This is a genomic window from Photorhabdus thracensis (assembly GCF_001010285.1).
In the GTDB taxonomy this organism is placed as follows: Bacteria; Pseudomonadota; Gammaproteobacteria; order Enterobacterales; family Enterobacteriaceae; genus Photorhabdus; species Photorhabdus temperata.
In genome coordinates this window covers 2434730-2447708 of record NZ_CP011104.1, presented here as the reverse complement: position 1 = coordinate 2447708, position 12979 = coordinate 2434730, and the positions used below count along the sequence as shown (strand labels likewise).

Sequence of the window (12979 nt, the reverse complement as noted above, 5' to 3'; positions counted from 1 at the left end):
CGTAATTGCGCTTTGAATCCATCAAGTCAATTACGATTAAATAAATTTTCTGACAGTTTGGAGAAATAAAATGAAAGCATTCCTTACCGTATTATTGGCTGGCGTCATTCAATTTGGCATTGCATATTCTGCCAGTGCAGAGTCTGGTCTTAATAACATTAAATCAGCCGGCGTGTTTAAAATCGCTACCGAAGGAACCTATCCGCCATTTACCTATCACGATGCTTCAGGAACCTTAACCGGCTTTGATGTTGATATTGGTCGCGAAATCGCACGCCGTCTGAATGTCAAAGCGGAATTCACTGAAGGAAAATGGGATGGGCTTATTGCCGGACTTGATGCCAAACGCTATGACGCAGTAATTAATCAAGTCGCTATTACGCCAGAGCGTAAAAAGAAATATGACTTTTCCGCGCCTTATATTATCTCTAAAGCCGTACTTATCACCCGCAAAAATAATGACAGTATTAAAACGTTCAACGACCTGAAAGGTAAAACATCAAGCCACAGCTTGACCAGCAATTACGCTCAGTTAGCAAAACGTCACGGCGCAGAAATCGTCCCCACTGAAGGATTTAATCAGTCAATTGATTTGGTTGCTACAGGCAGAGCCGATGCTACTATCAACGATAATCTCTCCTATCTGGATTTCAAGAAACACAAACCTAATGCACCGGTAAAAATTGTCGCAACTGAACCCAATGGTGATCAAGTCGGTATTCTAATACGAAAAGGCGAACCAGAATTACAAGCTGCTATCGATAAAGCGTTAGCCGATATCAAAGCTGATGGCACTTATTTGCGTATTTCTACTCAATATTTTGGCACCGACGTTTCTAAATAAGAAAATAACCGCCTCTTTTTGCAAGAGGCGGTTTTCTCTTCATTAAATTATTTTGAATTTCAACACCTGATTATTATCTATATAGAAACGCAAAGTTTTATTCCCGCCTCCTGAACTTGGCCCTTCTATATTCTTTGCATTTGCATAGCTAAAATTCTCTCCTTTATAATATTTCATTTGATCCTTATGAGGAGGATTCCAATAATCTTGAAAAACCCAAATAATCGCGGTGCTTGGTTCACCCACTATCGTTATACGGATAGCCTTATTACTCTCCTCTTGATTCCCAATCCATGGCACCTTAATGTTACTTATCAATCCAGAATTAGCGTTAATAGTATGAGTCCTGCCATTATTTTGACCTTCCACAATATAGATTTTTCTGGGAGTATCATTAATAATTTTCCTAATATGAGTTACGCTAGCCATTTGAAACACCTTTTTTAAGTTAATGTTATTTTCCTAAGGTAATTAATGTTAATATATATGATATTACTATTAACTTACTAATATAGAGTAAAATCATGCCAAACAATATCAATGTGTTAGGAAAACCAATTATAAAACTGAATTATTTTCTTCGGTTAATAAATTAGAATTCTTTACATCCTTTACCAATACCTATATTATAGACAATTGCAATAATTAATCTTAATTTATTTCACATCAGAGAGTTAATATAAAGAACAACCAAAGTGCCTTATATACTTTATTTAAACATCCGGAAATAAATCTGTAATATCAAAAACATACTCAATGATAAAACAAATCTTTAACATATACCCAAAAACAACTTTAAATTAACCCCATTCAATATCATTTAGTTGGAACTTTACTCGTGTCTTTAATCTGGTTGGCAACACACTGCGTGAAGAAAGTATTGATGCTGGCCGGACCATTACATTGAACGATATCGAAGGACGCCCAGTACTAAACATCAATGCAATAGGTGTTCGTCAAACCAATCACTATGAAGATAACACCCTGCCCGGCCGCTGACTCACCGTCACCGAGTTGGTGCAAGAAAGCGAGAAAATCACAGAACGCCTTATCTGGGCAAGTCATTCAGATGCGGAGAAAAACCAAAATCTCGCCGGACAATGTGTACGCCATTATGACACTGCGGGGCTGGTACAACTGGAAAGCCTTTCCCTGACAGGAACCATTTTATCGCAATCCCGTCAGCTGATAGCCGACGATCAGGAAGCTGACTGGCGCAGCGACGATGAAAATAATAGGCGGACAAAACTGAATGACAATATACTCACGACTCAAAATAAAACCGATGCCATTGGTGCTCTGCTAACCCAGATCGATGCGAAGGGAAATGTACAACGGCTGGCTTATGACGTGGCAGGCCAACTGAAAGGGAGTTGGTTAACGCTAAAAGGCCAATCCGAAAAAGTTATTGTGCGGTCTCTTACCTGGTCAGCAACCGGCCGCGAGATACAGCAGCAGCAATTACACCACATCCAGTGGCTAAAGTGGCATTAAAAGGCCTGTCTCTGGCATGGAAAGTGACCGGCGTTGTTCATACCGCAGAAGAGTTAGGAGAACTCGCAGAAAAACATAAAGATCTGGTTTCTAATGAGCTGGGACAAGAATTAAAGCGGGAAGTCAATGAGGCAAACCAAATCAGAAGAGGGACGATTCTTTCAAAGGTCAGAGAACATGGTTTGATAAGATAATCCACTAAAATACAATAGTCCTTATTCGCAAAAGCATATAAGGACTATTTTATTTTGAATTACATGCATCAGCCACAACCAGGGCTAGCACAAGATTTATAACGAACTGATTTTATTAATGAAGTCTGGTCTCACCCTGCTCTGGCAAATCATCTTCGCCGTCTTCATCTTGCTCATCAGGATCTTCGAAATAAGTGCCCCAGCCGTCATAATTAACACCCATCTTCTGAGCCAGATTTACCAGTTGTTCAACCTGAGCATCGATCAATTCAGCATTCAACCCACATTCGCTAATGACATCACAACACATCAGAATAGAACCATCTTCGATTTCCAATTCTTCCGCGTCAGTCACTTCATAACCCAGCTTAAAGGCTTCAACTGCCGCCTTTTCCAACAGATTAAAATCTTCCGCAGAAAAGTGGTGTTCAATGGCATAAAGCGCATCTGGATCACTACCATCTTCCAGTAATTCTTCAATAATAAGGCGCGTTTCTTCGCGTTGTTCTTCTAAGTCTTTTTGATTTGCCATACCCAATACCCTCAATCAGTTGGCCGTCCCAACGTTCATTCTCCCACACCACAAGCAGGCTAACCACTGTTTACATCAAAGAAATCTAACACTGAGTTGAAATTGAATTTTTATAGATATAAATTGAATTTAAATGCAAGAAATAAATGTGGAGATATCCAACAATGAATCCATTCTATCAACGTAATTTCCTAAGACTGCTTGATTTTTCCTCAGCAGAAATCCATGTCCTCCTAAAACTGGCGGCTGAATTAAAATCGACTAAAAAATCCGGCACAGAAAAAGCCTGGCTAACAGGTAAAAATATTGTGCTGATTTTTGAAAAAGACTCCACCCGCACCCGATGTTCATTTGAAGTAGCCGCTTACGATCAGGGGGCAAATATCACCTATCTTGGTTCCAGTGGTAGCCAGATTGGTCATAAAGAATCAATTAAGGATACCGCCCGTATACTTGGCCGCATGTATGACGGTATTCAATATCGCGGCTATGCTCAGAAAGTGGTTGAAGCCCTGGCAGAATATGCAGATATTCCTGTATGGAATGGGCTAACGGATGAATTTCACCCTACTCAGTTACTGGCAGATTTGCTGACTATTCAGGAGCACCAATCAGAGAAACCGCTATCAGAAATCAAATTCGCCTACTTGGGGGATGCTCGTAACAATATGGGTAATACCATGTTGGAAGCCGCGGCATTGACAGGCATGGATGTTCGGTTAATTGCTCCTGAACAGTACTGGCCAGATGCAACACTGGTTGCTGAATGTCAGAAACTGGCCGAAAAAACAGGCGGGAAAATTACGCTAACCGAAAATGTCCCTGAGGGGGTTAAAGACGCTGATTTTCTTTATACCGATGTCTGGGTTTCTATGGGAGAGCCAAAAGAAGTTTGGCAACAACGGGTTAACCTATTAAAACCTTATCAGGTGAATATGGATGTGGTGAAAATGACAGGCAACCCACAGGTAAAATTCCTGCACTGCCTGCCCGCATTCCATGATGAAGAAACGACGTTAGGCAAGCAACTCGCCGCTGAATTTAATATGTATGGAGGGCTGGAAGTCACCAATGAAGTTTTTGAGTCAGAGCATAGCATTGTGTTTGATCAAGCAGAAAATCGTCTGCATACCATTAAAGCGGTAATGGTAGCGACACTGGCAAGTGATCTTAAAATCTAGTCACTTATGATATCCGCGGGAATATGTCCGTAAAGAGGTGCTCCTGCCAATATCATTTTTCTTCAGGCAAACGCTTGCTGTGAGATTTTTCACGAGTATAATGCGCCACAATTTGCCGGGAGAAATTATGAAAAACAGCACCTCTTTTCATCAAGCTAAAGTACGGGTGCAACTGCCTGAAGGCAGCCAGCAATCATTGTTTTTCCCGTTGCTAAACCAATTATTTAATGCCCCTCGATGAGGGGCTTTTTTTTGCCCGGTAATCAATTGATGATCACCACCCCGGATGTCAGCATTAGAGGAGAGTGAAAAATGGCTAATCCGTTATATCGCAAACATATCATCTCAATAAATGATCTGAGCCGCGAAGATCTGGAATTGGTGTTGCGAACCGCTGCCACACTGAAAACCAGACCACAGCCTGAATTGCTGAAACACAAGGTTATCGCCAGCTGTTTCTTTGAAGCCTCTACCCGTACCCGCCTCTCTTTTGAAACCGCAATCCACCGCCTTGGTGCTTCCGTGGTTGGCTTTTCAGACAGCAGCAACACTTCTCTGGGTAAGAAAGGGGAAACACTGGCAGATACTATTTCCGTTATCAGCCAATATGTTGATGCTATCGTGATGCGCCACCCGCAGGAAGGTTCCCCGCGCCTAGCCTCCGAATTTTCCGGTCATACTCCGATTATCAATGCCGGTGACGGGGCTAACCAACATCCAACTCAAACCTTGCTGGATCTGTTCACTATTCAAGAAACTCAGCAACGGCTGGATAGTCTAAATATTGCTATGGTTGGTGACCTGAAATATGGCCGCACGGTTCATTCACTGTCACAAGCGTTGGCGAAATTTAATGGCAACCATTTTTATTTTATCGCCCCGGAAGCATTGGCAATGCCAAATCATATTCTTCATATGCTGAATGAAAAAAGGGCAACTTACAGCCTGCATACCAACATAGAAGAAGTGTTACCGGAACTAGACATCCTTTATATGACTCGTGTGCAAAAAGAGCGCCTTGATCCATCAGAATACGCCAATGTAAAAGCGCAATTTGTTCTGCGTGCCGCCGATCTGACAGGCGCGAAAGAGAACCTCAAAATTTTGCATCCATTGCCACGTATTGATGAAATTTCTGTTGATGTGGATAAAACCCCCTATGCCTATTATTTTCAACAGGCGGAAAATGGTATTTATGCCCGTCAGGCACTATTGTCTTTAGTTTTAAATGAATGATTAAAATAAAGAAAGTATTTTTTATATCCGTAAATATAACCCGTTATTATTCTCTTTTGAAATAGCGATTAAGAAGTCTGTTTACTCACCTTCGGTATCGAAGACAAACTTAATCTGATACCAAAATACGTCTTGCCCATTCGTGAGCAAGACGACAGTATGCTTGGGCACTACTAAAAAGTGTGTTCAAAAGCGATTACTTTTGTCTCAGTACTGCCCGGCTCGGTTCTTTAGTACAAAGAATGGCAAATAATATAACCTGATGAGATAAGTTATTAATATTATTCTCAAAGTATTATAATTAATTTCACATAATTTCTATAACAATAAAATAAACAATAGCTCCAACATAGTTACCAATCACATATCCTACTGTGCCAATAACCATAATAGGTCCGACTAAGAGCCCATCCCATTAGGGCTATTTTATTTACCACTTTGTCAAAAAGAGCGAATCACTCCTCACGTACTCTGTATACGCCACGATTTTCTGAACACTGCCTATGCTCACTGTTCATTCATAAGAGCAGCCTGCAACAATTACGCCTACTGGGATAGGCTCTTAGAAGGGAATGTACCAAGATATTAGGATTTTTAGGAGAATACACCAACTCATGAATCAGGTATTACCTTCACACTTTTATCAACGGCAGGATCAGTAATCTAACGTTAAAGGCACACTGACAGTTGCCCATCAGTTTAATTTATATGACATTTGTGGCCTTTAAAGCCACAAATAGTGGAATATACAAACTAATTCAGCCAATTACAGAGCAATGTTACTTTGAGTTTCTCCACAGAAGCGGCCCATTTCTCCGGGTTCTTTTCCTTCAATTGTCGGAGGTTACGTTGTTTCCAACGTATAGCTGGCAGATGCTCAATATTATAGGGGAATAGTCTCCACTCAGGTTCTAACTGCTTATACGATATCAGGAAAGCAAAATCTTGCTGAGTGAAATGCCTTTTCAGTTCTGCTAACATCTGCTGTGGAATAGTGTTCAGCTCATCTAATGAAAAATCCTGCCTTGTCATACCCTGAAACTCGGTTTCGAAGATCTTTGTATTGTTTTTCCAGTTTGGATTGAGCAGATCAGCCATAGGACGATTATGCCCCAGCAAATACGCCAAAAATCCGTAATAAATATCCGATGCGATACCAGTAGAATCCATAAGCATTTTGATATCAAAAAAGTCGCGCGGATGTTGTCGATCCAAAGCAGCGCAGACCTTCCCACCATGAGATCTGGCCGAGACACAACATTAATAGCAGCAAAACCAAATTCATCCTCAACTCTTTCTGACACTTCAAGTTCACTTGGATTTATCAATAAACCACGCCAAACATGATTCACCTCTATTTTTATCATCGTCTCACGCGAGTAAACGTGGATACGAATCTCTTCTCCCTGGCCCCGCAACTTTTCGGCCCGGATACCAGCTTTTGTATTCAAGTCTGTGACGATGCGATCCAGCGCTTCTGATATGGCCTTAAGGTCAGTAGTACGGTCTGATACCGGTACATAAGCGAGGTCGATATCTACCGATAACCGAGGAAAATCCATTACGAATAGATTGATAGCCGTGCCTCCCTTAAGGGCAAAGCATTTCTCCTTAGCCACCTGCGGCAATGAATTAATCAACAATCTAACTTGTTCTCGATATTGCGAAATATGACTATCCATGAAAACACTCTTTATCTATGAACTTACTGGGAGCAGTTATTTTGTAGGTGGTATCCAACTTACCTCCTACCTCAACCTGTCGATTGCCCGTACCCAGCTTGATTTCGGTTTCATTAAGACGTGAAGCCCAAATGTGACGGTTATGATGAGCCAGAAAAAGGAACACACGGTTAGTCCGTATCGATTGGCTTGAAGACAAAATCTTTTGTAGTTTTCTCGGACTGAGACTAGATAAACCTTGAAATAGCTCATCAGCATAAGTGAAGGTAATGAGCTTAGGCACACTGTTCGCTATCTCATAAGCAGCAAGCTCCATTGAACTCGATTTAATTGTACGCCCAGAAATCATGATATCCGTGAGAAAATCCCCCAGTTCAATATTCAAGCTACGGTCAGATATTGCTGACCACTTAATATTATTAAAATAGTTTAGCCAACCGGGAAGATATGTTCTCGTAGGTAAACATAGCCCCACATGGGTTCGACGCAGTTCGAGGTAATGTGAGAAGCCCTGTTGATTCAGGCTTGTTAAACCAGCAACATGAACCTGTGAATTCCATTGTGCCTGAAGGCACTGTACCGCATCCACCCAATCAGGAGTTCGCCCTGTCCGGAAGTAAACACCAAAAGCCAATCTTTCCAACCAGCCATTTTGAACATACTTCCAAGACACACTACGATCAATACCGTGTTCCGACAGCCATGATTGGAGCAAAATTTGGCCTGGAGCAGTATTGTTTAATATCCAGTTTAAAGGTTTAGCCATATGTGGCCTCTTGGTTGACAATTTATGAAATTACTAAACTAAATATAGCACCTTATGGCTATGACAGCTAAAGCCAATGTATAGAATAACCACCGTAGGATGACACTGAATTACTTGCGTCTTATCTGGATAAACAGGATGGCACCACCTAAAATGGAAGACGTGTCGATTCTTAACAATATATCTGGAGGATGAATACAGAAATAGTTGTCACTAAACTAAAATGTATTCATACAGAACACTATGACCCAAGATCATCAACTACAAGTCGAAGCCATTAAATGCGGTACGGTGATTGACCATATCCCAGCTCAGGTAGGTTTCAAGTTACTCTCTCTATTTAAGCTGACTGAAACCGATCAGCGCATTACCATCGGCCTGAACCTGCCTTCCAATCAGTTAGGTAAAAAAGATCTCATCAAAATCGAAAACACATTTCTGACAGAACAACAAGCTAATCAGCTTGCTATGTATGCGCCGAATGCAACGGTGAACTGTATTGAAGACTATGAAGTTGTGAAGAAACTGCCAATTAACCTGCCTGAGCGTATTGATAGCGTGTTAGTCTGTCCTAATAGCAATTGCATCAGCCACAATGAGCCGGTAGAAAGCAGTTTTCGGGTCAAAGTCACATTTGAAGATGTGGTATTGACCTGCAAATACTGCGAGAAAGAGTTTGATCGCAATGTGGTGATACTCAACAAGTAAACAATCTATACAGTTGCTGAGGCAAGTACGGGCACTATAATAGTCCCTTTGGTGAAATATTTATTCAGTTATCACAATTAACAGGAGAACCTATGTCATACGAGATTAATACCGAGAAAGCCCCTGCTGCAATTGGCCCATATGTTCAGGGTGTTGATCTGGGCAGTATGGTAATCACTTCCGGTCAGATTCCAGTCAATCCAGAAACAGGTGATGTCGCAGAAGATATCGCTGCCCAGGCTCGTCAATCACTGGAAAACGTTAAAGCTATCGTTGAGAAAGCAAGTCTGACTGTCGGCGACATCGTTAAAACAACTGTTTTCGTTAAAGATCTGAATGACTTCGGCACTGTTAACGCAACTTATGAAGCATTCTTCAAAGAACACAATGCCGCTTTCCCAGCACGTTCCTGTGTTGAAGTAGCCCGTCTGCCAAAAGACGTTAAAATCGAAATCGAAGCTATCGCCGTTCGTAAATAATCCCGATTCCATTTCCTATCAACCCTTGGTCAGTTCACCCATTGACCAAGGGTTTTTTACTTTTGCCCATCTCCCAGATATAGCTTCCTGTTCTTTGTGTTAGATCAAATCAGGTCGTTATTATTTCACTTCAACTTACTACATATTGTGCTTAAATATAAAAATAAAAACCATATATAGCATCACCTCTATTGAAGCTGAATATCAGAACGGGAATGGCTTATACCTTTGGATAACATTCTCAAGGAGTTATATTGTGAAAACTGTTGTGATAAAACGAGATGGTCGTCAGGTACCATTTGATGAAATCCGTATCAGAGATGCCGTAAAACAGGCCGCCTCTGCCGCTGGAGTCACAGATGATGAGTACTGTGCTCAAGTTGCATCCGCAGTAACGCAATTAATGGCTGACCATAGTCAAGTTGATATACGAAATATTCAGCACGCGGTAGAAAACCAATTGATGGCAGGCAACTATAAGCACCTTGCCCGTCTCTATATTGAATATCGTCATGACAGGGATCTTGCCCGGGAATCTCGCAGCCGCCTTAATCAGGAAATCAGGGGGTTGGTCGAACAGAGCAATATTTCCCTGCTCAATGAAAACGCGAATAAAGACAGTAAAGTTATTCCAACCCAACGCGATCTGCTGGCAGGAATTGTTGCCAAGCATTATGCCAAACAGCACATGCTGCCGCGTGATGTGGTACTGGCTCATGAAAGAGGTGAAATCCACTATCACGATTTGGACTATGCACCCTTTTTCCCGATGTTCAACTGTATGCTGATCGACCTGAAAGGCATGTTAACCAACGGGTTCAAGATGGGTAATGCTGAAATAGAGCCCCCCAAATCCATTGCAACCGCAACAGCGGTAACTGCTCAAATTATTGCCCAGGTTGCCAGCCATATTTATGGCGGTACCACGATTAACCGTATAGATGAAGTATTGGCGCCATTCGTTAAAGCCAGCTATGACAAACATTTGGCCGTGGCTGGAGAGTGGGATATTGCCGATAAAAAATCTTACGCTGAAGCCCAGACAGAAAAAGAGTGTTACGACGCTTTCCAGTCACTGGAATATGAAGTTAATACACTGCATACCGCCAACGGACAGACACCTTTTGTCACTTTTGGTTTTGGTCTGGGTACTTCAAAAGAGTGCCGCCTAATCCAACAATCTATTCTGCGTAACCGTATTGCCGGGTTGGGCAAGAACCACAAAACGGCAGTATTCCCCAAACTGGTATTTGCTATCCGTGATGGCCTGAATCATAAGCTTGGTAACCCTAACTACGATATCAAACAATTGGCTCTAAAATGTGCCAGCAAGCGGATGTATCCTGATATTCTTAACTACGATCAGGTTGTTAAAGTCACTGGCTCCTTTAAAACCCCAATGGGCTGCCGCAGTTTCCTCGGTGTTTATGAAGAAAATGGTGAGCAAATTCATGAAGGCCGCAATAATTTGGGGGTTATCAGTTTAAACCTGCCTCGGATTGCTATCGAAGCTAGACAAGATGAAAAACATTTCTGGCAATTGCTGGATAAGCGTCTGGCACTGGCAAAACAAGCATTGATGACTCGCATTGCCCGTCTGGAAGGTGTCAAAGCACGGGTTGCTCCAATCCTTTATATGGAAGGTGCTTGCGGGGTTCGCCTGAAAGCCGATGATAATATCGCTGAAATCTTTAAACATGGCCGGGCTTCTATCTCTCTGGGCTATATTGGCATTCATGAAACCATTAACGCATTGTATGGCAATCAGATTCATCTATTTGATGACCAGCAATTACGTGTAAAGGCTCTCGCAATTGTTAGCCATCTGCGGAAAGCAACTGATCAATGGAAAAAAGAGACGGGTTATGGTTTTAGCCTGTACAGCACACCAAGTGAAAACCTGTGTGATCGTTTCTGCCGCCTTGATGCCGCTGAATTTGGTGTTATCGAAGGGGTGACAGACAAAGGCTATTACACCAACAGTTTCCATCTTGACGTTGAAAAGAAGGCCAATCCTTACGATAAACTGGATTTTGAAGCATCTTATCCACCACTGACAAACGGCGGTTTTATCTGTTACGGCGAATATCCTAATCTGCAACATAATTTGAAAGCACTGGAAGATGTCTGGGATTACAGCTACTTACACATTCCTTATTACGGGACTAATACCCCGATTGACGAATGCTATGACTGCGGATTTACCGGTGAATTCTCCTGCACCAGTAAAGGGTTTACCTGCCCCCGTTGCGGCAATCATACCCCCTCCAGGGTATCGGTAACCCGCCGTGTCTGCGGTTATCTGGGAAGTCCTGACGCTCGCCCCTTCAATTCAGGCAAGCAAGAAGAGGTAAAACGCAGAGTAAAACATCTGACAAATGGGCAATTAGATGCATTCAAGCAGGCTAAAAAATGAATTACCACCAATATTACCCGGTTGATGTGGTTAACGGTCCCGGAACCCGCTGTACGCTGTTTGTCGCCGGATGCGAGCACCAATGTCCCGGCTGCTATAACAAAAACACCTGGCGAACAAACTCCGGCCAACTATTTACCCAGGAAATGGCAGAACATATTGTCGCTGATTTACAGGATAGCCGCATTAAACGGCAAGGGCTGTCTCTGTCTGGTGGCGATCCTCTTCATCCACACAACATATCCGTGATCCTGAAACTGGTAAAACAGGTCACAGCAGAGTGCCCTGAAAAGGATATCTGGCTGTGGACCGGCTATTTACTAAGTGAGCTCAGCGAAGCCCAACAAGAAGTTGTTAGCTATATTAATGTGCTGGTAGATGGCAAGTTTATCCAGAATCTTTATGATCCCGGCTTATTATGGCGCGGCAGCCGCAACCAGATTATTCATCGACTGAGATAATTTTATCGCTGCCAGCAGATTTTCTTACCAAATCCCAGCGTGTTATCAGTCATTTTTATTTCACTGAGATTCAGTTGCCAAACAGGTGTTTTAGCCGCAATTGCCACAGGAAAGCGGCGGCAATAACGTGCTCTGGCAGCTTTATCTTCTTCTCCTTCCAGACGAATGACTTCCCCTTTGAACTGAATACCTTTTATCTGCACGATATTACGAATCTGCCCGGCAACGGTACCTGCCACCTGTGAGTTTATCTGCATCATTTCACCATGACGGGTATGGGATTCAGTCATAAACCAAAAAGCTATTTTCTCGGCATCGAAAACATAGAAACAACTTGCACACCAGATATCATTTTCTGTTGTTGTGCAAAGCGTGAAGACGTGCTGTCTTGCGAGGTATTGGCGGATAATCTGAAAGTTTTCAGTGGTATTCACACTCCCTCCAATGGGAGGATTTTATTAGCCTGGAAACCCAGAACCACGCCGGGATAAACATCATCCTGCGGCGTGTTCTGACATCTCCCGACAAAGTCAGGGTTCAGTGTGTTCTACTATAAATTAGTTATAGATTTCAGCAACACCTGACAATTGGTTCTTACCGCTAGTAGAGATAATACGGAAAGAAGATGCGCCGGCTTTGTCAGCTTTTTTGGACAATTCGGCACTCAAGCCTTCCAGGGTATCAGCACCGGTTACAGAAACCACGCCAACCTTGGCAGGTGAAGTAGTTTGAACTTCTGTTGCTGCCATACTACCAAAAGAGATAGCACTTAAAGCCAAAGCAGCAGCGATATATTTTACGTTTTTCATAACATGATCCTTGATCAATTTTTAATGGAATGAGTTACTCTCTGTGATGTGGATCATAGTATGATCTAACGGCCAGAATAAAAATTAGCAATTATTGCTATTTTATTTCAATTTTTTTGAATAAAAACACAATATATAGGAATTTGATATGTAACAAATTTTAATAAAACTGTTATA

14 protein-coding genes and 1 pseudogene are annotated in these 12979 nt (G+C 42.1%); 9 read left to right on the top strand and 6 right to left on the bottom strand.

Annotation, left to right across the window (positions count from 1 at the left end):
* The first annotated feature begins 70 nt into the window (after window positions 1-70).
* Window positions 71-844 carry an amino acid ABC transporter substrate-binding protein gene (locus VY86_RS10595; protein WP_046974913.1) on the top strand — a complete coding sequence of 258 codons (774 nt, stop codon included), beginning with the start codon at window positions 71-73 and terminating at the stop codon, window positions 842-844.
* 42 nt (window positions 845-886) lie between these two features.
* Here VY86_RS10595 and VY86_RS10590 read toward each other — a convergent pair whose 3' ends face one another.
* Complete coding sequence (locus VY86_RS10590) at window positions 887-1273, bottom strand: hypothetical protein (protein WP_046974912.1); 387 nt, start codon at window positions 1271-1273, stop codon at window positions 887-889.
* 588 nt (window positions 1274-1861) lie between these two features.
* Here VY86_RS10590 and VY86_RS10585 point away from each other — a divergent pair.
* Both VY86_RS10585 and VY86_RS10580 read left to right on the top strand, forming a co-directional pair.
* Window positions 1862-2338: an RHS repeat protein gene (locus VY86_RS10585; RefSeq protein WP_046974911.1), complete on the top strand. Its 477-nt coding sequence runs from the start codon at window positions 1862-1864 to the stop codon at window positions 2336-2338.
* Complete coding sequence (locus tag VY86_RS10580) at window positions 2329-2532, top strand: hypothetical protein (protein WP_046974910.1); 204 nt, start codon at window positions 2329-2331, stop codon at window positions 2530-2532. Before VY86_RS10585 ends, VY86_RS10580 begins: the two co-directional genes overlap by 10 nt.
* Before the next feature lie 115 nt (window positions 2533-2647).
* Here VY86_RS10580 and rraB read toward each other — a convergent pair whose 3' ends face one another.
* Window positions 2648-3064, bottom strand: a complete 417-nt coding sequence (rraB, locus tag VY86_RS10575) for a ribonuclease E inhibitor RraB (protein WP_023045479.1) — start codon at window positions 3062-3064, stop codon at window positions 2648-2650.
* 164 nt (window positions 3065-3228) lie between these two features.
* Here rraB and argF point away from each other — a divergent pair, with 164 nt between their 5' ends.
* Window positions 3229-4245, top strand: a complete 1017-nt coding sequence (gene argF, locus VY86_RS10570) for an ornithine carbamoyltransferase (protein WP_046974909.1) — start codon at window positions 3229-3231, stop codon at window positions 4243-4245.
* Window positions 4246-4557: 312 nt separating this feature from the next.
* Complete coding sequence (gene pyrB / locus VY86_RS10565; RefSeq protein WP_046974908.1) at window positions 4558-5481, top strand: aspartate carbamoyltransferase; 924 nt, start codon at window positions 4558-4560, stop codon at window positions 5479-5481.
* Window positions 5482-6234: 753 nt separating this feature from the next.
* Here pyrB and VY86_RS10560 read toward each other — a convergent pair.
* Together VY86_RS10560 and VY86_RS10555 are read right to left on the bottom strand one after the other, a co-directional pair.
* A pseudogene (locus VY86_RS10560) lies at window positions 6235-7163 on the bottom strand (nucleotidyl transferase AbiEii/AbiGii toxin family protein).
* Window positions 7156-7929 carry a type IV toxin-antitoxin system AbiEi family antitoxin domain-containing protein gene (locus VY86_RS10555; protein ID WP_046974907.1) on the bottom strand — a complete coding sequence of 258 codons (774 nt, stop codon included), beginning with the start codon at window positions 7927-7929 and terminating at the stop codon, window positions 7156-7158. The pseudogene VY86_RS10560 and the gene VY86_RS10555 overlap by 8 nt, the downstream one beginning before the upstream one ends.
* Before the next feature lie 243 nt (window positions 7930-8172).
* On the opposite strand from VY86_RS10555, the gene pyrI reads away from it, so the two are divergent.
* The 4 genes from pyrI (at window position 8173) to nrdG (ending at window position 11993) form a co-directional block, all read left to right on the top strand.
* The gene (gene pyrI / locus VY86_RS10550) at window positions 8173-8637 is read left to right on the top strand and encodes an aspartate carbamoyltransferase regulatory subunit (protein WP_046974906.1); all 465 of its coding nucleotides are present in this window, start codon (window positions 8173-8175) and stop codon (window positions 8635-8637) included.
* Between the two features lie 92 nt (window positions 8638-8729).
* Entirely contained in the window at window positions 8730-9116 is a 387-nt protein-coding gene (ridA, locus tag VY86_RS10545) for a 2-iminobutanoate/2-iminopropanoate deaminase (RefSeq protein ID WP_046974905.1), read from the top strand.
* A 256-nt stretch (window positions 9117-9372) separates the two neighbouring features.
* A complete protein-coding gene (gene nrdD / locus VY86_RS10540; RefSeq protein ID WP_046974904.1) occupies window positions 9373-11532 on the top strand; it encodes an anaerobic ribonucleoside-triphosphate reductase in 2160 nt (719 codons plus the stop codon).
* Entirely contained in the window at window positions 11529-11993 is a 465-nt protein-coding gene (gene nrdG / locus VY86_RS10535) for an anaerobic ribonucleoside-triphosphate reductase-activating protein (protein WP_046974903.1), read from the top strand. The genes nrdD and nrdG overlap by 4 nt, the downstream gene beginning before the upstream one ends.
* A gap of 2 nt (window positions 11994-11995) precedes the next feature.
* Here the strand turns inward: nrdG and VY86_RS10530 are convergent, their stop codons facing one another.
* Together VY86_RS10530 and bhsA are read right to left on the bottom strand one after the other, a co-directional pair.
* On the bottom strand, window positions 11996-12427 hold the full coding sequence (locus VY86_RS10530; protein ID WP_023044253.1) for a YhbP family protein: 432 nt from the start codon (window positions 12425-12427) through the stop codon (window positions 11996-11998).
* A gap of 123 nt (window positions 12428-12550) precedes the next feature.
* Window positions 12551-12802 carry a multiple stress resistance protein BhsA gene (bhsA, locus tag VY86_RS10525; RefSeq protein ID WP_046974902.1) on the bottom strand — a complete coding sequence of 84 codons (252 nt, stop codon included), beginning with the start codon at window positions 12800-12802 and terminating at the stop codon, window positions 12551-12553.
* Window positions 12803-12979: the final 177 nt, after the last annotated feature.

Excerpts from the sequence above, each read along its gene's own strand:
- VY86_RS10595 (WP_046974913.1), top strand. The coding sequence starts at position 71 with ATGAAAGCATTCCTTACCGTATTATTGGCTGGCGTCATTCAATTTGGC.
- VY86_RS10590 (WP_046974912.1), bottom strand. The coding sequence starts at position 1,273 with ATGGCTAGCGTAACTCATATTAGGAAAATTATTAATGATACTCCCAGA.
- rraB (WP_023045479.1), bottom strand. The coding sequence starts at position 3,064 with ATGGCAAATCAAAAAGACTTAGAAGAACAACGCGAAGAAACGCGCCTT.
- argF (WP_046974909.1), top strand. The coding sequence starts at position 3,229 with ATGAATCCATTCTATCAACGTAATTTCCTAAGACTGCTTGATTTTTCC.
- pyrB (WP_046974908.1), top strand. The coding sequence starts at position 4,558 with ATGGCTAATCCGTTATATCGCAAACATATCATCTCAATAAATGATCTG.
- VY86_RS10555 (WP_046974907.1), bottom strand. The coding sequence starts at position 7,929 with ATGGCTAAACCTTTAAACTGGATATTAAACAATACTGCTCCAGGCCAA.
- pyrI (WP_046974906.1), top strand. The coding sequence starts at position 8,173 with ATGACCCAAGATCATCAACTACAAGTCGAAGCCATTAAATGCGGTACG.
- ridA (WP_046974905.1), top strand. The coding sequence starts at position 8,730 with ATGTCATACGAGATTAATACCGAGAAAGCCCCTGCTGCAATTGGCCCA.
- nrdG (WP_046974903.1), top strand. The coding sequence starts at position 11,529 with ATGAATTACCACCAATATTACCCGGTTGATGTGGTTAACGGTCCCGGA.
- bhsA (WP_046974902.1), bottom strand. The coding sequence starts at position 12,802 with ATGAAAAACGTAAAATATATCGCTGCTGCTTTGGCTTTAAGTGCTATC.